Origin of the sequence: Methylobacterium sp. E-046 (assembly GCF_022829625.1) — a bacterium.
Classification (GTDB): Bacteria; Pseudomonadota; Alphaproteobacteria; order Rhizobiales; family Beijerinckiaceae; genus Methylobacterium; species Methylobacterium longum.
The window spans coordinates 272211-290456 of record NZ_JAKSYP010000212.1; the positions used below are offsets into that span (position 1 = coordinate 272211).

The 18246-nt window shown below is 67.4% G+C and carries 20 protein-coding genes; 6 read left to right on the top strand and 14 right to left on the bottom strand.

Annotated elements, in window-relative coordinates:
- Positions 1 to 9: 9 nt before the first annotated feature.
- Positions 10 to 1854, bottom strand: a complete 1845-nt coding sequence (gene aspS, locus MKK82_RS23320) for an aspartate--tRNA ligase (protein WP_243986953.1) — start codon at positions 1852 to 1854, stop codon at positions 10 to 12.
- Between aspS and MKK82_RS23325 the strand changes: the two genes are divergently transcribed.
- The 6 genes from MKK82_RS23325 to xoxJ all read left to right on the top strand — a co-directional run bounded on the left by MKK82_RS23325 (position 1849) and on the right by xoxJ (position 8197).
- On the top strand, positions 1849 to 2409 hold the full coding sequence (locus tag MKK82_RS23325; protein ID WP_373323267.1) for a hypothetical protein: 561 nt from the start codon (positions 1849 to 1851) through the stop codon (positions 2407 to 2409). The two genes, aspS and MKK82_RS23325, sit on opposite strands and share 6 nt — an antisense overlap.
- Positions 2410 to 2484: 75 nt before the next feature.
- Positions 2485 to 3696: a ribonuclease D gene (gene rnd / locus MKK82_RS23330; protein WP_238285402.1), complete on the top strand. Its 1212-nt coding sequence runs from the start codon at positions 2485 to 2487 to the stop codon at positions 3694 to 3696.
- A 130-nt stretch (positions 3697 to 3826) separates the two neighbouring features.
- Complete coding sequence (locus MKK82_RS23335) at positions 3827 to 4093, top strand: hypothetical protein (protein WP_238285401.1); 267 nt, start codon at positions 3827 to 3829, stop codon at positions 4091 to 4093.
- 709 nt (positions 4094 to 4802) lie between these two features.
- Complete coding sequence (xoxF1, locus tag MKK82_RS23340) at positions 4803 to 6608, top strand: lanthanide-dependent methanol dehydrogenase XoxF1 (RefSeq protein WP_238285400.1); 1806 nt, start codon at positions 4803 to 4805, stop codon at positions 6606 to 6608.
- Between the two features lie 132 nt (positions 6609 to 6740).
- Entirely contained in the window at positions 6741 to 7352 is a 612-nt protein-coding gene (locus MKK82_RS23345; protein WP_238285399.1) for a c-type cytochrome, methanol metabolism-related, read from the top strand.
- Positions 7337 to 8197 (top strand): rare earth element methanol dehydrogenase accessory protein XoxJ, encoded by an 861-nt coding sequence (gene xoxJ / locus MKK82_RS23350; RefSeq protein WP_409566832.1) that lies wholly within the window; start codon positions 7337 to 7339, stop codon positions 8195 to 8197. Before MKK82_RS23345 ends, xoxJ begins: the two co-directional genes overlap by 16 nt.
- Before the next feature lie 53 nt (positions 8198 to 8250).
- Here xoxJ and folK read toward each other — a convergent pair whose 3' ends face one another.
- From folK to MKK82_RS23415, 13 genes are all read right to left on the bottom strand, one after another.
- Complete coding sequence (gene folK / locus MKK82_RS23355; RefSeq protein WP_283206423.1) at positions 8251 to 8721, bottom strand: 2-amino-4-hydroxy-6-hydroxymethyldihydropteridine diphosphokinase; 471 nt, start codon at positions 8719 to 8721, stop codon at positions 8251 to 8253.
- The gene (folB, locus tag MKK82_RS23360) at positions 8718 to 9095 is read right to left on the bottom strand and encodes a dihydroneopterin aldolase (protein WP_238285694.1); all 378 of its coding nucleotides are present in this window, start codon (positions 9093 to 9095) and stop codon (positions 8718 to 8720) included. Before folB ends, folK begins: the two co-directional genes overlap by 4 nt.
- Before the next feature lie 2 nt (positions 9096 to 9097).
- Positions 9098 to 9934 carry a dihydropteroate synthase gene (folP, locus tag MKK82_RS23365; protein ID WP_238285397.1) on the bottom strand — a complete coding sequence of 279 codons (837 nt, stop codon included), beginning with the start codon at positions 9932 to 9934 and terminating at the stop codon, positions 9098 to 9100.
- Positions 9935 to 10022: 88 nt separating this feature from the next.
- Positions 10023 to 10385: a hypothetical protein gene (locus tag MKK82_RS23370; RefSeq protein ID WP_238285395.1), complete on the bottom strand. Its 363-nt coding sequence runs from the start codon at positions 10383 to 10385 to the stop codon at positions 10023 to 10025.
- Positions 10366 to 11076: a hypothetical protein gene (locus MKK82_RS23375; protein ID WP_238285394.1), complete on the bottom strand. Its 711-nt coding sequence runs from the start codon at positions 11074 to 11076 to the stop codon at positions 10366 to 10368. Before MKK82_RS23375 ends, MKK82_RS23370 begins: the two co-directional genes overlap by 20 nt.
- Entirely contained in the window at positions 11073 to 12218 is a 1146-nt protein-coding gene (pqqE, locus tag MKK82_RS23380; RefSeq protein ID WP_243986956.1) for a pyrroloquinoline quinone biosynthesis protein PqqE, read from the bottom strand. Before pqqE ends, MKK82_RS23375 begins: the two co-directional genes overlap by 4 nt.
- Entirely contained in the window at positions 12215 to 13300 is a 1086-nt protein-coding gene (pqqC, locus tag MKK82_RS23385) for a pyrroloquinoline-quinone synthase PqqC (protein WP_243986958.1), read from the bottom strand. Before pqqC ends, pqqE begins: the two co-directional genes overlap by 4 nt.
- Before the next feature lie 176 nt (positions 13301 to 13476).
- The gene (gene pqqB / locus MKK82_RS23390) at positions 13477 to 14376 is read right to left on the bottom strand and encodes a pyrroloquinoline quinone biosynthesis protein PqqB (RefSeq protein WP_238285391.1); all 900 of its coding nucleotides are present in this window, start codon (positions 14374 to 14376) and stop codon (positions 13477 to 13479) included.
- 33 nt (positions 14377 to 14409) lie between these two features.
- Entirely contained in the window at positions 14410 to 14499 is a 90-nt protein-coding gene (gene pqqA, locus MKK82_RS23395) for a pyrroloquinoline quinone precursor peptide PqqA (RefSeq protein WP_012317526.1), read from the bottom strand.
- A 223-nt stretch (positions 14500 to 14722) separates the two neighbouring features.
- The gene (locus MKK82_RS23400) at positions 14723 to 15427 is read right to left on the bottom strand and encodes a response regulator transcription factor (protein WP_238285390.1); all 705 of its coding nucleotides are present in this window, start codon (positions 15425 to 15427) and stop codon (positions 14723 to 14725) included.
- Complete coding sequence (locus MKK82_RS23405) at positions 15424 to 17058, bottom strand: sensor histidine kinase (protein WP_238285389.1); 1635 nt, start codon at positions 17056 to 17058, stop codon at positions 15424 to 15426. The genes MKK82_RS23400 and MKK82_RS23405 overlap by 4 nt, the downstream gene beginning before the upstream one ends.
- Before the next feature lie 99 nt (positions 17059 to 17157).
- Entirely contained in the window at positions 17158 to 17364 is a 207-nt protein-coding gene (locus MKK82_RS23410; RefSeq protein ID WP_238285388.1) for a hypothetical protein, read from the bottom strand.
- 84 nt (positions 17365 to 17448) lie between these two features.
- Positions 17449 to 18243: a formylmethanofuran dehydrogenase subunit C gene (locus tag MKK82_RS23415; RefSeq protein WP_243986960.1), complete on the bottom strand. Its 795-nt coding sequence runs from the start codon at positions 18241 to 18243 to the stop codon at positions 17449 to 17451.
- Between the last annotated feature and the right edge of the window lie 3 nt (positions 18244 to 18246).

The following is an 18246-nucleotide window of genomic DNA, read 5'->3' on the forward strand; positions in this document are numbered from 1 at the left end:
AACCGGGCCTCAGGCCTTCTTCTCGGGCAGGTTGAGCCGGATATGCAGCTCGCGCAGCTGCTTCGGGGTTGCCTCGGCGGGTGCGCCCATCATCAGGTCTTCGGCGCGCTGGTTCATCGGGAACAGCACCACCTCGCGAATGTTCGGCTCGTCGCACAGGAGCATGACGATCCGGTCGACACCCGGCGCGATGCCGCCGTGCGGCGGGGCGCCCATGCGCAGGGCGTTCAGCATGCCGCCGAACTTCTGTTCGAGCACCTCGCTGCCGTAGCCCGCGATGGCGAAGGCCTTCTCCATCACATCGGGTCGATGGTTCCGGATTGCGCCGGAGGACAGCTCGATGCCGTTGCAGACGATGTCGTACTGGAACGCCTTGATGCCGAGGATCTTCCGGGTGTTGGCACCGCTCTCGTCCTCGGCGGCCAGCGCATCGAGATCGAGATTGAGGAACTCCTCACGGTCGATGTTCGGCATCGAGAACGGGTTGTGGGAGAAGTCGATCCGCTTCTCCTCATCGCTCCACTCGTACATCGGGAAGTCGGTGATCCAGCAGAACGCGTACTGGTCCTTGTCGCACAGGCCCAGCTCGTCGCCGATGCGGATGCGGGCCTTGCCGGCCAGTCCGGCCGCCTTAACCTCGGCGCCGGCAGAGAAGAACACCGCGTCGCCGGCCTTCGCGCCCACGCGCTCCGCGATGAGCGCCTGAACCTCGGCCGGGATGAACTTGGCGATCGGCCCCTTGCCGGCGAGACCGCCGTTCTCCGCCTCGAACACGATGTAACCGAGGCCCGGCGCCCCCTCTGAGCGGGCCCAGTCGTTCAGCCGGTCGAAGAACGAGCGCGACTGTGCCGCAGCCCCGGTCGCCGGGATCGCCCGGACCACGCCGCCCGAGGCGATGACCCCCTTGAACGCCTTGAAGGCCACGTCCTCGCGGCCGAACAGGTCGGTGACGTCGGCGATGATCAGGGGGTTGCGCAGGTCCGGCTTGTCGACACCGTATTTCAACATCGACTCCGCGAAGGTGATCCGCGGGAACTCCCGGGTGACGCGCCTGCCATTGGCGAACTCGTCGAACACCCCGCGCAGGACCGGCTCCACCGCCTGGAACACGTCCTCCTGGGTGACGAAGCTCATCTCGATGTCGAGCTGGTAGAACTCGCCGGGGCTCCGGTCCGCCCGGGCGTCCTCGTCGCGGAAGCAGGGCGCGATCTGGAAGTAGCGGTCGAAGCCCGCGATCATCGTCAGCTGCTTGAACTGCTGCGGCGCCTGCGGGAGGGCGTAGAATCTGCCGGAATGCACCCGCGACGGCACGAGGTAGTCGCGCGCACCCTCCGGCGAGGAGGCCGTCAGGATCGGGGTCTGGAACTCGAAGAAGCCGCCCTCGCGCATCCGCCGCCGCAGCGAGTCGATGATCGCGCCGCGCTTCATGATATTGGCGTGGAGCTTCTCCCGACGCAGGTCGAGGAAGCGGTACCGGAGGCGCGTTTCCTCAGGGTATTCCAGGTCCCCGAAGACCGGCAGCGGCAGCTCGCCCGCCGGGCCCAGCACTTCCAGATCGTCGATGTACACCTCGACTGCGCCGGTCGGCAGCTCGGCATTCTCGGTGCCGGCCGGCCGCGTGCGGACGCGGCCGTCGATCCGCACCACCCACTCCGAGCGCCCGGCCTCGGCGGCCTTGAAGGCCGGTGAGTCGGAATCGACCACGCATTGCGTCAGGCCGTAATGATCGCGGAGATCGATGAAGAGCACGCCGCCATGGTCGCGGATGCGATGGCACCAGCCGGAGAGGCGGACGCTCTGCCCGACGTCGGACGGGCGGAGCGCCCCGCAGGTGTGGGAACGGTAACGGTGCATGACGGGCTTCTTCTGACGGAAGGCCGGCACCATTCACGCGGTGCCCCCCAAGTCAAGCGCGGGCGGCGCCCCGAGGCCCCGAAAGGCGGGCGTTTCCCGTGTTCCGGACTACCGGACGGCCCGTTCGATACCCATATGATGTCTATGAAGCAGAACGCTTTTTTCCCTCCAGCCGTGTCCCGTGATCCGCCATCGGAGACCAACCTCGGCGCGTGGCGGACGCTGCCCCTCGACGGCCATTTCGACCTCGTCTACGAGGACGCGGCCGGCGCCTGGAGCAACCGGTCCCTGGCGGCGCGCGAACTGAAGCTGGGCCCCGGTCGGACGCTGCTCGGCGGAATCGACGCCCGGCGGGGCGGCTATCGAGGCTTCCGGGTCGATCGGATCCGCCGACTTGTCGATGGCGCCACCGGCGAGCGTGTCGAGACCGGTATCCTGGATCGTCTGCTCGCGCGGGCTGAATCCCAGCGTCGCGCCGACGCTGTACGGATCCGCCGACAGGCCCTCGCGCGCCGCAAGGCCGTCCTCGCCGGGTCGGCGGATGCAGTTTCGTGACAGGGGACGTGGGAAAGATGGGGAGCTTTGCGGCGGTGCCTCCCCATGTTCGCGGCGGTTGCGTATAGCCGGGATATGGATCTGATCACTTCCACCGCCGCGTTGCGCGACGTCTGCGTGCGCCTTGCCGAGCAGCCCTTCGTGACTGTCGACACGGAGTTCATGCGCGAGACGACGTATTACCCGAAGCTCTGTCTGATCCAGATGGCGGCTCCGGATGGGACCGCCGCGCTGGTCGACCCCCTGGCTCCGGGGATCGATCTCCAGCCGTTTATCGATCTGATGGCGGATGAGCGGACCGTTAAGGTGTTCCACTCGGCCCGCCAGGATCTCGAGATCATCTGGCTGATGGGCGGGATCCTGCCGCACCCGTTCTTCGACACACAAGTCGCCGCCATGGTGTGCGGCTACGGCGATTCCGTCTCGTACGAGCAGCTCGTCAACGACGTCGCCAAGGCGAAGATCGACAAGTCGTCGCGGTTCACCGACTGGTCCCGGCGGCCGCTCTCCGAGGCGCAGCTCAGCTACGCGCTTTCGGATGTGACCCACCTGGTCAAGGTCTACGAAGTCCTGGTGGCCGAGCTGCTGCGCACCGACCGCGGCGCTTGGCTGGACGAGGAGATGGCGGTTCTGACCTCGCCGGAAACCTACCGTGCCGACCCCGCGCAGGCCTGGCGGCGGCTGTCCGGCCGGATGCGCAAGCCCCGCGAGATCGCCGTTCTGATGGAGGTCGCCGCCTGGCGCGAGGCCGAGGCCCAGGCGCGCAATGTGCCCCGCGGCCGTGTTTTGAAGGACGAGGCGGTGATCGACGTGGCCTCCGCGGCCCCGCGCAACGCCGAAGCCCTCGGCCGGCTGCGCACGATCCCGGCCGGCTTCGAGCGCTCCCGGACCGGAGCCGACATCATGGCGGCGGTGGAGCGGGGCCTGAACCGCGACACGAGCGACATCCGCCTGCCGGAGCGGATCCGTCGGAGCGGCGGCAACGGCGCGATCGTCGAGCTCCTGAAAGTCCTATTGAAGGCGGTCTGTGAGGCCGAGGGCGTCGCGCCCAAGATCATCGGCACCGTGGACGACCTTGAGGCGCTCGCGGACGACGACGCTGCCGAGGTGCCGGCTCTTCAAGGCTGGCGGCGGTCGCTCTTCGGCGAGAAGGCGTTGGCGCTCAAGCAGGGCCGTGTAGCGCTCTCGGTCGTGGCAGGTCGCATCGTCGTGCGGGAACTCCAGGGCATTTCGCCCGGTGAGGTACCCGATGAAGCACCCGGTGCCGGACGCGACGAGAACGGCTGATCCGGCACCACCCGCGGGACGGCAAACCGTCCTTGCCGGCGTGACACACAGGCGGACCGGGATTAAACGGCAATAGGCTTGCCGATAAGTCCCATCGTGCGTCGCGTGAATGTTTGAGCCGAATGAAGTCTTGAAGACCCTGACCGGTCGCGGGCTGGTCTCGGCGGAAGGCTGTGGATCCGCGCGCGTTCGTTATCGCGTGGTCGTCGAGCGTCGGGAAGGCGGGGTCGTCGCCTACGGCAACCTCTACGGCAGCCATGTGAGCCTGCGGCCGATCTGGCTCGAACCAGACGCGCAACTCCGCCTCGCCAATGGGCGGCGGCTGAACATCTCGATCACCGATCTCGTCAACGACACGGCCGAGTTCGAAGGGATCGGGACGATCGGGGCCCTCTGATCCGGCGCTCCCACCGGCGCTGCCGACAGCCCGGGTTCGTCAGGCTGTACGTCTCACAAACCTCTCAACAGCCGCTCCGCTGGACGGGACGATTCGGCAAATTTCGCCCCGCAAACACCCCGAGCCTGCGAAAGATCCGGCACCGAGTAGTCTGCGGCGACTGGGCGCAGCCGTATCGGGCCTGCTCTGGTGGTGACGCCCGGGGTCCGGAGGGGTCGTTGCGCCGCGGGCGGATTTGCCCTCCCACGGCTCAGCTTCCTCGCGTCAGCGAGATGAACCAAGTCGCCACCGCATGAGCCGCTCCAGCAAAGCTCTCTGGATTGCAAGACCTGCATGAGAAGCCCCCACGTAGCCGCAGGATCTGCCACAAAGAACGCATCGGTCGTTGTGCGGCGCAAAATTAATTTTTGCGAAGCAATGACAACAGCCATGCTTCTGTCACCGGAAATGAAGCTTTCACCGTGAGCATCGCGAAGGCCAAGAGCGAGTTGACGGCGCTCAAAAATCTCTTAAGGTCGCCGCAAGCCTCGGTTTCGAGGGGGCCGCCTCAGGGATGGCGGCTCCTGGCTCGGAGATCTCTCGATCTCCTCAAGTCCGAAATGCCCGCTACCGAGGCGTCCATCCCTGTCGCAAACAGTCAGGTCGGGGTCTGAGCGACACCACTCTCTAGGTGCGCGCGAATACTCTCAAAGACTTGTCGGAGGAACCCATGAGAGCGGTACATCTCCTTGCGCTCGGTGCAGGTGTCGCGGCAGTCGCGGCGCCGGCCCTGGCCAACGAAAGCGTGATGAAGGGCATCGCCAACCCGGCGGAGCAGGTGCTCCAGACGGTTGATTACGCGAACACCCGTTATTCGAAGCTCGACCAGATCAATGCGTCGAACGTGAAGAACCTCCAGGTCGCCTGGACCTTCTCGACCGGCGTTCTGCGCGGCCACGAGGGCTCGCCGCTCGTCGTCGGCAACATGATGTACGTGCACACTCCGTTCCCGAACATCGTGTACGCCCTCGACCTCGACCACGAGGCGAAGATCGTCTGGAAGTACGAGCCGAAGCAGGATCCGTCCGTGATCCCGGTTATGTGCTGTGACACGGTCAACCGTGGTCTGGCCTACGCCGACGGCACCATCCTCCTGCACCAGGCCGACACCACCCTCGTGTCGCTCGACGCCAAGACCGGCAAGGTCAACTGGTCCGTCGTGAACGGCGACCCGAAGAAGGGCGAGACCAACACCGCCACGGTTCTGCCCGTGAAGGACAAGGTCATCGTTGGCATCTCGGGCGGCGAGTTCGGCGTGCAGTGCCACGTCACGGCCTACGACCTGAAGACCGGCAAGAAGGTGTGGCGCGGCTACTCCGAGGGCCCGGACGACCAGATGCTGGTCGACCCGGAGAAGACCACCTCGCTGGGCAAGCCCGTCGGCAAGGACTCCTCGCTGAAGACCTGGGAAGGCGATCAGTGGAAGACCGGCGGCGGCTGCACCTGGGGCTGGTTCTCGTACGACCCGAAGCTCGACCTGATGTACTACGGCTCGGGCAACCCCTCGACCTGGAACCCCAAGCAGCGTCCGGGCGACAACAAGTGGTCCATGACCATCTGGGCGCGTAACCCGGATACCGGCGTCGCCAAGTGGGTCTACCAGATGACCCCCCACGACGAGTGGGACTACGACGGCATCAACGAGATGATCCTCACGGATCAGAAGGTTGACGGCAAGGAGCAGCCGCTCCTGACCCACTTCGACCGCAACGGCTTCGGCTACACGCTGAACCGCGCGGACGGCAGCCTGCTCGTCGCCGAGAAGTTCGACCCGGCCGTCAACTGGGCGACCAAGGTCGACATGGACAAGGGCTCGAAGAACTACGGCCGGCCGCTGGTCGTGTCGAAGTACTCGACTGAGCAGAACGGTGAGGACACCAACTCCAAGGGCATCTGCCCGGCGGCGCTTGGTACCAAGGATCAGCAGCCTGCTGCCTTCTCGCCGAAGACCAACCTGTTCTACGTGCCCACTAACCACGTCTGCATGGACTACGAGCCGTTCCGGGTGACCTACACCCCGGGCCAGCCCTACGTCGGTGCGACCCTCTCGATGTACCCGGCTCCGAACTCGCACGGCGGCATGGGCAACTTCATCGCGTGGGATGGCGTCAACGGCAAGATCAAGTGGTCCAACGCCGAGCAGTTCTCGGTGTGGTCCGGTGCTCTGGCCACCGCCGGCGACGTGGTGTTCTACGGAACGCTTGAGGGTTACCTGAAGGCGGTCGACGACAAGAGCGGCAAGGAGCTGTTCAAGTTCAAGACCCCGTCGGGCATCATCGGCAACGTGATGACCTACCAGCACAAGGGCAAGCAGTACGTGGGCGTCCTGTCGGGCGTCGGCGGCTGGGCCGGCATCGGCCTCGCGGCCGGCCTGACCGACCCGAACGCCGGCCTCGGCGCGGTGGGTGGCTATGCGGCTCTGTCGCAGTACACCAACCTCGGTGGTCAGCTCACCGTCTTCGCTCTGCCGAACTAATCGGCCGCAGGTGCAAGAGTAAAATAGATGCCGGCGCGGGTTCCCGCGCCGGCATCCTTGTGATTAGACTTAGGCGCAAGAGGCTGCGGCTCGAAGGGAGACGAAAGGCCTCGCTCCAGGGAGACAGATGCGTTGCTCAACCTCAGCACGATCGTAACGCGGCCGGTTATCGCCGCCCTCGCCCTAGCCACCGTTTCCGCGGTGGCCGTACATGCTGAGGATGCCAAGCCTGCCGATCCCGCCCTCGCCAACTCGCTCAACGCGAATGACAAGACGGCCGAGCAGGACGAAAAGCTTTTGAAGAAAGACGCGGCCGTCAAGGTCGAGGACGGCAAGTATGTCGACGCCGAGGGTCACCCCACCTTCCGCGTGACGCAGGACGGCAAAAAGCTCGATTGGTATACCTACTCGGGTTACCGCCGCTATCATGCCGAGTGCCACGTCTGCCACGGCCCCGACGGCATGGGCTCCACCTACGCGCCCGCGCTGAAGGATTCGCTGAAGCACCTCTCCTACGAGGAGTTCATCGGCATCCTGGTCGGCGGCAAGCAGGACGTGAGCGCCGCTGAGCAGAAGGTCATGCCCGCCTTCGGCGACAACAAGAACGTCATGTGCTACTCGGACGACCTCTACGTCTACCTCAAGGCGCGTGCCGCCGGGGCGATCGGGCGTATCCGGCCTTCCGATCACGAGGACAAGCCCGAAACCGCCCGGAAGGCGGAGAAGGAATGCATGGGCGGCTGATGTCGTCCTTCGCACGGATTGCAGCGCTCTGCGCCCTGTCTCTGACAGTGGCGCAGGGTGCCCATGCTCAGCATGTGCCCGATATGGTCACCACGGACGTCCTGCGCGTCTGCGGGGATCCGGGCAACATGCCGTTCTCCGAGCGCAAGGAGGACGGCTTCGAGAACAAGATCGCGGCGATCATCGCCGACGAGTTGAAGGTGAAGGTCCGCTATTATTGGCTGACCCAGGGACCGGGCTTCGTCCGCAATACCCTCGGCACCGGCCTCTGCGACCTCATCATGGGGCAGGCCTTCGGCAGCGACCTCGTTCAGACCACCAATCCCTATTACCGTTCCGCCTATACGCTGGTCACCCGATCGGGGGAGTTCGACGGCATCGAGGCCCTTGACGACCCGCGCCTGAAGGGCAAGAGCGTCGGCGTGATCGCCGGTACGCCGCCCGTCAACCGGATGGGCGAGGTCGGGTTGGTGTCCTCCATGAAGGCCTACGCGCCTTACCAGCTCGACCCCTCGCGCAATTATCAGACCGTCGGAGCCGAGATCGTCGGGGCGCTCGCCGCCAAGGAGATCGATGCTGCTGTGCTCTGGGGACCTGCGGCCGGCTGGCTGGCGAAGCAATCCGGGACGGCCATGCGCGTCGTCCCGTTGCTCAGGGAGCCGCAGCGGCCGCCGATGGCCTACCGGATCGCCATGGGCGTTCGGATCGGCGAGAACGACTGGAAGCGGTCGCTCAACACCATTCTGCGCAAGCGGAAGGCGGATATCGATGCGGTTCTGCGCGCATTCGACGTGCCGCTCCTCGATGACGAGGAAAACAAGCTGGCAGAGCCGGGCGAACGCTGACGGACCCGGGACCGCGGAAGTCGGGGTGCTTCGTCATCCCGAAGACGGGCCGCTCAGGCCCGCGCGATACCGGTGCGATCCAGCTTTGCCAAGGCATCGGCGACGCGCTCGCCGCCGATAACGAGGTCCGGGGCGATTTCGGCCAGCGGAACCAGAACGAAAGCCCGCTCGCGGACGAAACGATGCGGAAGGACGAGGCGCGCGTCGTTCACGGCTGCGCCCTCGTAGGCCAGCACGTCGATATCGATCACCCGCGGACCCCAGCGTTCTTCGCGTACGCGACCGAGCTCGTGTTCGATCCGCAGGCATGTATCGAGCAGCCCGTGCGGTTCGAGTTCCGTCTCGACGGCGACCGCACCGTTGAGAAACCATGGCTGGTCGGTCTTGCCCCACGGGGGCGTGCGGTAATCGGCCGAGCGCTTCAAGACGCTGACGCCTGGCGTTGCCGCCAGCCCGGTGACTGCCCGTTCGAGCATGGCAGCCATGTCGCCGACGTTGCTGCCGATGCCGAGATAGGCTTTCACGGGCGGTCCTCGCGGCGGCGCGTGATCTCGACGCTGACGCCGTCCAGAATCGCGGGGACCGGTGCGCTCGGCTTATCGACCCGAACGGTGATTTCCTCGACCAAGGGGAACCCCGTCAGGATGGCCGAGGCGATCGACTCCGCCAGCGCTTCGATCAGATTGAACCGCCGGCCCGTGGCGATATCGACCGTGACCTGCGTCAGGTCCGCGTAGCTCACCGTGCCGGCGACGTCGTCGGAGCCCCCCGCATCGCTCAGGTCGAGACGCGCCTCCAGCGAGAGGTAGAAGCGCTGGCCGAGCACGGCCTCTTCGGGCAGCAGGCCGTGCCGACCGAACACCGCGATGCGGCTGACACGGATCAGGTCGCGTCCCATGCTCACCGGCCCTCCGGCCGCATCACGGCATCGACCACTCGCATCGCGTCGATGTGCGCAGCCACGTCGTGAACGCGGACGATATCGGCTCCCAGCGTGGCCGCGAGCGCATGCGCGGCCAGGGATCCGTGAAGCCGGTCTGCCGGACGGGTCTCGCGATCGTGCAGGCGTCCGAGGAGCGACTTGCGGGAGACGCCGACCAGGACCGGAAAGCCCAGGGCGCGGATCTCGGGGAGCCGGCGCAGCGCTTCGAGGTGCTGCGTCCACGTCTTGCCGAAGCCGACGCCCGGGTCGAGCACGATTTCGGAATCCGGGATGCCTGCGCGATGCGCGATGGCGAGCGACCGTTCGAAGAAGGCCAGCATGTCGGCGACGATGTCGAGATCCGCCTCGATGGTCTCGCGGTTGTGCATGATGATGACCGGAGCGCCGTGCGCGGCAGCCACGGAGGCGATGTCGGGCTCGCGCTGAAGACCCCAGACATCGTTCACGATCCGGGCGCCGGCTTCCAGGGCGACCCGCGCCGTGGACGCCTTGTAGGTGTCGATGGAGATCGGCACCGCAAGCCGCGGAGCGACGGCCCGGATCACCGGAAGCACGCGCGCCTGCTCCTCGTCGGCCGGGACCGGAACGTGACCGGGCCTCGTCGACTCGCCGCCGACATCGAGAATCGCCGCACCCTCCGCCACAAGCCGCTCGGCCTGCGCCACGGCCTCCTGCTCCCCGGCGAACAGACCGCCATCCGAGAAGGAGTCCGGCGTGACGTTGAGGATGCCCATGACCAGCGTGCGCCCTCCGAGATCGGGCAGCAGGTCGGACAGGCCGGAGGAGGGGGTCACGGAGCGGGTCCCGTTCTTGAACGCGGTTCGGGAGCCGGTGTGCGCGAATCGCACGGCCGGCGCAACGCCGGCCGGCGTGATCCCGCGGTCAGCCGCGGTAGCAGCGGATCTCGGCCTCGGCCTGGGCGCGGCGGAGGTCGGCGACCTTGTCGTCGAAGATCTTGGTCGACTTGAACTCGTTGGCGCGATTCCCCACGCCCTGACGCATGGACAGGACCGTGCTGGCCTGAACGTACTTGTCGTAGGGCAGGATCGCGGCCAGCTGGTCGAGCGAGCAGGAGCATTTCTGCAGGCTTTCGCGGGTCTGACCGTTGGCCGCCATGCAGCCGAACACGTAATCGACCCGCGCGTCGGTGGGGTAATCGTTGTCGTCGGCCGCACGGACGGCCAGGCCCGACAGGGTCAGGGCCAGAGCCGCCAGCGCGCCGCGTTCAGCCAGCCTTCTGATCATAGTTCAGCTTCTCCTCAAGTAGCTCGCCGCCGTCCTTGCTCTTGGAGGACGCCTCGATCGAGACGATCTCGCCGGGTACGGAGGGTGCGGTGACGAACGTGTAGGTCATGTCGTCGAGCCCGCGCATGCGCTGCGCCATCGAGTCGCCTTCGAAGGGCTTGGTGACGACGCGCCAGCCGTCGACATCCCGACCACCGACGCTCACCTTCGTGGGCGTCACGGTGGCTTTCTCGCGCAGACCCTTCCGGATCGCGAGCTTCAGGTAGCGGGGGTTGGCCTCCAGGACCTTCGCCAACGACTTCAGGTGATTTTCGAGGAAGAGCGAGACGACCGGATTGCCGGCCATATCCTCGAAGGGCCCGGCGGGCACGCGGTTCAGCCCCGAGAACATGGTCACGGTAATGTCGCGGGCCTCGGGGCTCTTGCCCGGCTCCAGCTTCAGCTTGAGCGTGTCCTCGAGAGGCGCTCCGAACGGACCCTTGGCGATGCCGGAGCGCCGGAGATAGTCGTACGTGATGGTCGAGCCGGGTGCCGCGTTCTTCATGTGCGGCTGATCGAACAGAAGGTCGGAGGCGCTGGGCGCCGCCGCGGCATTGGCCTGCGTCACGGTGGCGGGTTTCGGGGCATCCTCGGCGAGAGCCGGCAGCGCGGCCAGCACCAGCGCGACGGTGGTCGTGGCAAGAACTCTCACGAGTCGACTTCCTCCTTGAGCGGCGATCGAACGTTGCTGCCGATCGTCCGATAGATGTAATCGGGCGGGGTTTCGGCCGCCTCCTCCGTGGCGAGCGCGCGCACCTTGGCGTGGAGCGGCGACAACGAACAGGCCGCATCGGTGGCCGCTGCGTCACCGGCGAGCGCCAGAGCTTGGCAGCGGCAGCCGCCCCAATCCTTCTCCCGACGGTCACAGGAGCGGCACGGCTCCTTCATCCAGTCGGTACCGCGATAGGCCGTGAAGGCCGGCGCGTCGCGCCAGATGTCGCCCAGCGAATGGTCGTTGACGTTCCAGAATTCCAGACCCGGAATCGTCTCCGCGGCGTGACAGGGCAGGACCTTGCCCTGCGGCGTCACGTTCATCAGCTTGCGGCCCCAGCCACCCGCGCAGGCCTTCGGGTATTTGGCGTAGTAATCCGGCACGACCAGATCGATGACCAGCTGACCTTTGAGACGTTCCCGGGCGGCCTCGACGATGCGGATCGACTCATCGACCTGCGCCTTGTCGGGCATCAGCGCGGCGCGATTGACGTAGGCCCAGCCGTAATACTGCGTGTGCGCGACCTCGAGGCGCTTGGCGCCCATCTTCACCGCGAGATCGATGAAGCCCGAGACCTCGTGGATGTTGCCGCGGTGGATGACGGAATTGAGCGTCAGCGGCAGCCCGAGTTCGACCACCTTGGCGGCGAACGCGAACTTCTGCGGCTGCGCATTCTTCAGGCCACCGATCTTCTCGGCGTTCTGGGCGTCCACGCCCTGGACCGAGAGCTGCACGTGATCGAGGCCGACATCGTAGAGCGCCTGGAGCTTCGCCAGCGCACCGCCGACGCCTGACGTGATCAGGTTCGAATACAGGCCCAGATCGGCGCAGGTCTTGGTGATCTCGACGATGTCGTTGCGTGCCGTCGGCTCGCCGCCGGAGAGGTGGACATGGAGGACACCGAGGCCGGACGCCTCCGTGAGGACGCGCTGCCACGTGGCCGTATCGAGTTCGCCCGAGCGGCGGTCGAGTTCCAGCGGGTTCGAGCAATAGGGGCACCGCAGGGGGCACCGGTGGGTCAGCTCGGCGAGCAGACCGACCGGTGCCGGCACCGCAGGCCGGTTCGGGGTCAGGGCGTTCATCGCTCGAGGACCCGTTTTTCCGCGAGACCATCCAGCATGACCAGGATGTCGGCCTCGATGGCCCGCGGATCGGCCGCGTAGGTTCGGCCCAGCTCGTCGGCGATATCGGCGACGCTGCGGGTGCCGTCCACGAGCTTGAGCACCGCGACGGCGTTGTCGTCGAGATCGAAGGTGCGCTCGGGGGCGAGCAGAACGTACTTGCCGCGGGTCTCGTCGTTGCGCAGCCGCACGCCGCGGGGGAGTCGCGGGCGGTCGGCGGCGGTCATCTTCCCGCCTGCCGCCGCTGCCCGGACCGGTGCGGCATCGGCGACGAGGCCTTCGCCTGGCCGCCACGCGTCCGGGGGGATCATGCCGGGTGCCACGTAGGCGAAGTACAGGGCGTCGAGCTGTGTCCAGAGGACGTTGCACTTGAACGTCAGGGCCGCCATCGCCCGCCGTTGAAGTTCGGGCGTGGTCGCGTGCTGCTTGACGTAGTCCAGGGCGAAATCGGCATCCCGCGGCGCCTGCGTGAGGCGCTTGTCGAAATAGGCCAGCGTGTCCTTGGTGATGAAGTCGTAGTTCTTCAGCATCCCGGCGACGCGCTCGGAAATGATCGTCGGCGAGAACATCTCGGTGAGCGACGAGGCGATCGCTTCCAGCAACGTCTTCTCGGAGACGAAATGGACGTAGGCCTCCACCGAGAATTTTGTCGCCGAGAGGATGCCGCGGGTCGAGAGCACGTAATCGCGGTCGAAACCCACGCCCTCGGCGAGCTTGAGCCAGCGCTCGATGCCGCCATCGCCCTCGTGATCGCCGTCGTGATCGACGATGCGCTGACGCCAGATCCGTCGTAGCGCCGCATCCGTCATCCGGGCGAGCACCGCCGCATCCTTCACCGGGATCATCGCCTGGTAGTAGTAGCGGTTCAGCGCCCAGGCGCGGACCTGATCCTTCGACAGCTTGCCATCGTGCAGCAGCCGGTGAAACGGGTGCAGGTTGTGGTATCGGCGCGCACCGATCTCGCGCAGGGCCGCTTCCAGCTCCTCTGGGCTGAGCAGACGCTGGCTGTCGGCGGCATCGGGTGTCGGGAAGACTGCGTTCATGGCGTGTCCGGCGTCCGTCCTCGGGTCGCGTTTCCTGCTCGTGGTCACGCCCTTGGCCTCGGGGCGCGCTTCTCAGCGTTGGGACGATATAGTGCCGGTGGTGGGCGAGCCCAACCTTCCGTCCCTGCGGCGCGCCCGTTCCCAGCCGCTCGTGCCTGCGGCACAGGGCGCAGGATCTAGAGCGAGAGGCTCAATCCATCGTGCGCCACCGTCCAACCGGACGTCTCGATCTCCGTCCGTTCCCGCGATCCTTCGACGAGCACCGGATTGGTGTTGTTGATGTGCACGAAGATGCGGCGACCGAGATCGACCTGCGCCAGGGCGTCGATCGAGCCGCCCTCGCCGCGCATCGGAACGTGCCCCATGCGCCAGCCGGTCTTCGTTCCGACCCCGGCCCGGATCATGTCGTCGTCGTGCAGCACGGTGCCGTCGAACAGCAACGCGTCGACGCCGGCGATCCGGGCCCGCAGACCATCGGTGACCCGGGCACAGCCGGGAATATACGCGAGGCGCCGGCCCCCGGCCTCGATCAGGGCGCCCACCGTGGTCTCGGTTTCGGCGCCGATCTCCATCGTCTCGTCCTCGAGCCAGAGCGGCACCTTGCCGGGCACGGGGAAGAGGGTGACCGAGAGTCCGGGCAGGGGCTCGAAGACCTGATCCATGCCGATTGCCTGGCGGGCGACCACGCCCTCGGCCATCACGTCGAAGACGCGGTTCGCGCTGACCGAGTCGAGGATGCCGCGGGTGGCGTAGAGCGCGTAGGGCTGGCCCTCGCGCAGCGTGAGCAATCCAGCGACGTGATCGACATCGCCGTTGGTCAGGAGGACGGCGCGGATCGGCGAATGGCGCAGGCCTTCGCGCGGATGCATCTGCGGGTTGTCGAAGAGTTGCTGCCGGATGTCCGGCGACGCGTTGATCAGCAGCCAATCCGATCCGTCGGCGGAGACCGCGATGCTCGACTGCGTCCTGGGCCGCACACGATCCGGCTCGGACCGTGCCAGGGTGCAGATGGGGCAGCGGCAATTCCACTGTGGAAGGCCGCCGCCGGCTGCGGAACCGAGGATCACGACGCGCATGGTGCGGCTCCCGAGATCCCCGGCCCGTTAAACTCAGTTGAAGGTGTCGATCTCGGCCGACTCGTAGCTCGTCACTTCCATGCCGACGCAGATCTCGGACACGATCGGGGCAGCCCACTTCATGGTGTTTCTCCTTGGCGACATCTACACCGAGCGTCACGCGGTTCCTAAGAGGACCCTAAGACACTGATGGCGCTCTCATTTCTGGCGCGGGAGAGGTATCGACGATTCAACAGCGCGCTTCAAGCACTAAGTTGCCGGATCCTCCCAAATTTTTCGTGAGAGACTTCCTAAACGCCCGGAAACCATCGAGAAATGCGCGCGGGTGCGACTTAAGTACAGTGGCTCACTGGCGGAAGTCGGGTCCGCGCAGCTCCAGCATGAAGCCTTTGCCCCGTACCGTCACCAGAACCGGGCCTCCGTAGCGGATGAAATCCGCCATCTTGGAGCGCAGGTAGCCGATATAGACGTCGACCACGTTGAGGGACAGGCCACCCTGGCTCGCCCAGAGGCGGTCGAAGATGTCGGCCCGGGAAACCGGCTTTCCGATGCTCTCCATCAGCATGGCGAGCAGGTCGGCTTCGCGCGGCGTCAGGCGGGCACTGGCCTCGCCGCAGCTCGCCTGGCGGGTGTCGAGATCGAGCATCAGTTTGCCCGCCGTGATGCGTGAACGCGGTGCCTCGGCCTGCTCGCGCCGCATGAGATGCGTGCGCAGGCGCGCCACCAGCTCGTCGAATTCGAACGGCTTGATGATGTAGTCGTCGGCGCCGAGGGCCAGCCCCTCGGCCCGGTCGCGGATCTCGTCCCGGGCGGAGAGGAACAGGATCGCGCCGGGAAAGCCGCCCTCGCGCAGGGAGCGGCAGACGTCGTGGCCGGACCCGTCCGGCAGGTTGATGTCGAGGAGGACGGCGCCCGGTGCCGGGTCGTGCGCTGCCTTGAGCGCCTCATCGACACAGGCCGCCGTACCGACCTCGAATCCTTCCGCCTCCAGTCCCCGAGCGAGAAGCCCCCGGATGTCGACGTCGTCCTCGACGATCAGGATCCGCGTCATGCGGCCGACTCCTTCACCTGCGCGTCGCCGGCCGCGTTCCCGGCCGTCTCCGCAATCCATGCCGGATCGAGCGCGGGCATGTCCAGGCTGACGCGGGCGCCGCGTCCGTCCGGTCCGGAGCCCAGCCGGATCGTGCCGCCGTGCTGTTCGACGATCCAGCGCGCGAGGGCGAGGCCGATACCGAAGCCGGTCTCGTCGGGACCCGCGCTCTTGCCACGCCGGAAACGCTCGAAGAGTTCGGTCTCGGAGGCGCCGAAGCCGGGCCCGTCGTCCGTCACGGTGATGCGTCCGACGGGACCGGGGCCCGGCGTCAGGGCGACCTCGACCCGGCTGACACCGGCGGCGTGGCGCAGGGCGTTGTCCACGAGGCTCTCGACGGTCTGCCGGATCCACTCCCGATCGGCGAGGCACTCCACGTCCCGGGTCCCGGGATCGAGGGTGAGGCCGACGCGGCGGCGGGCGGCTTCCGAAGTCATGTTGTCCACCGCCTCGGACAGGACGAGGGCGAGCCCGAGGGGGCGCCTGTCGAACTCGATCTCGCCGGATTCGGACCGGGCGACGCGCAGCAGGTCCTCGACGCGCAGCTTGAGCCGCTGCGCCCGCTTCTTGATCGTGGCGAAGACCGGTCCCGGATCCGCGCCGCGGGACGCACCGCGAAGGGCGAGGTCGCATTCACCGAGGATGACCGTCAGGGGCGTGCGCAGCTCGTGGCTGACATCGGCGAAGAAGCGCCGGCGGGACTGATCGACGGCTTCAAGACGGGCATTGGCGGCGCGCAGGTCGGCGGTGCGCGCTGCCACGGTGTCCTCGAGCGCGGCCCGATCCGCCGCGACCCGCGACTCCCGCCGCGCCAAGCGCGCGGCCATGCGGTTGACGTTGGTCATCAGCAGGCCGAGTTCGTCCCGCGTCGCGACGGACAGGCGTGTGTCCAGCGCGCCGTGACCGATGGCGCTCGCCGCCCGGCGCACCTCCTCGATGCGGGCCAGGGTCGGCCGCGTGACGCTCCGATAGAGGATCGCGAGGAGTACCAGCGCGGCGGCCACCGCGGAGGCCGCCGCGACGCGCAGGCGCTCCGAGAGGGCGCGGGCCTGCTCGGACCCGAGCGCCATGCTGCGCCGCTCGGCCTCGATCAGGAACGAGAGCGGCTGGCCGGTCATGGCGCCGAAGCCGTTCAGCGCTCCCTTGATGGCGTCCTGGCGCCGTTCCGGCTCCGTCTGCCGGCTGATCAGCGCCACCTGCCGGTCGAGGACGACGCGGGCCGCCCGCAGCTGCGCCATGGGACGCGTGCGCGCCGCGTACTGCATCCGGTCGGCCGGATCGTCGGTCGGCGGGAAACTCCTGGCGAGGGCTTCGTCCACGGTGGTCAGCGCCCGGTCGGCGTTGTCGCGGGCGATCGCCATGGCCTCCGGCTGGTTGTCGGGACTGCCGACGGTTTCCACGGCCGCGAGGCCGAATTGCGTGAGGCGGCCGGACAATTCGGCCAGCAGCTCAAGGCGCCGCTGCGCTTCGAGGGTGCGGTCGACCGTCCGCTCGGCGGCCCCGATCGCCGCCAGCGCGGCGGCCGCGGCCAGCACCACCACGATGGCCGTACCACCGAGCAACAGCGCGAAGCGGACCTTCAGCGAGCGCATGGTGAGTTCCGGGCGTCGCCCGGCCGCGATGGTGATGCAGACCCGGGTCTCAGGACCGGGGCGAGCATGTCATCACTCGCCCATAGAACCAAGGTGCCCTCACAGATCCTTCGGGACGCTGCCCTTGGCGGCGCAGCGCCAGCGCTCGACATGCCATTCGGGATGCGCAGCCTGCCAGGTCGCCAAGGCGCTCTGCGAATTGCGCAGGCACACGAACGGGCTCGATTTCTCGAACGACATCTCGATCCGATCCTCGCGGCAGGTCGAGGGCTGGGCGACGAGGCAGATCGACAGCAGCAACAGCATGGGCGCGCTCCCGGGCTGCCGGCCTCGGACGGGCCGGCTTGGCGGGAAGCATAGGATGCGTCCACGCTCCTTGCCCAGGTGGCGTCAGGCCGCGACCCAGATCTCGCCCTTGGCGATCGTGGCGAGATCGCCCGAGTAGCGACGCAGCGGCCGGCCGAGGAGTTCGGCGTGCTCGGGACTGAGACCGCGCAGGGCCGTGGCCAGCAGGCGCAGGAACACGAGGTCGTGCGTCCCGGTCTCCACGAAGGTCGCGGCCATCCGGCCGTGGGAACCCAGAACGAGCGTCCCGCGACGCATGCCGAGACCCGGATGGTCACCGACCGCGAGGGCCGCCAGGGTACCGGCGATCATGCGCGAACCCGCGAAGGCGCCCGCACGGCCGGCCACGATGGTCCCGCGCCGCATCCGGTCGCCGAGATGGTCGCCCGCCGTCCCGCGGATGATCAGCGTGGCGCCGTCGAGACCCGCCTTGGCGGCGTAGACCGCGCCGCCGGCATGGTCGCCAGCGTCGCCCTCGATCAGGATCGTGCCGCCAGTCGCGCCGGAGGCCGCGTAGGGGCCGGCATTGCCGGTGACCGTCAGGCTGCCCCGCGACATGCCGGCGCCGAGGCGCTGGCCGACGTCACCGGTCACGCGGATCGTGCCTTCCGAGAGGGCTGCGCCGACGCGGTCCAGACGTTCATGGCCACCCTCGATGATCAGGGTGTCGGAGCCGTCGAGTTTGACGGCGAAACAATCGCCGAGGCGAACGCCCGTCCGGGTGGTTCCGACATTCAGGCGCTCAGCCTCGCTCTGCGAGAGGCCGCTGAGCGCCAACGGGTTGACGGCGAGGAAGTCCAGCCGCTCGGGCGGGGCCGCGCGCAGGGTGAGGGTGCTCAAGGC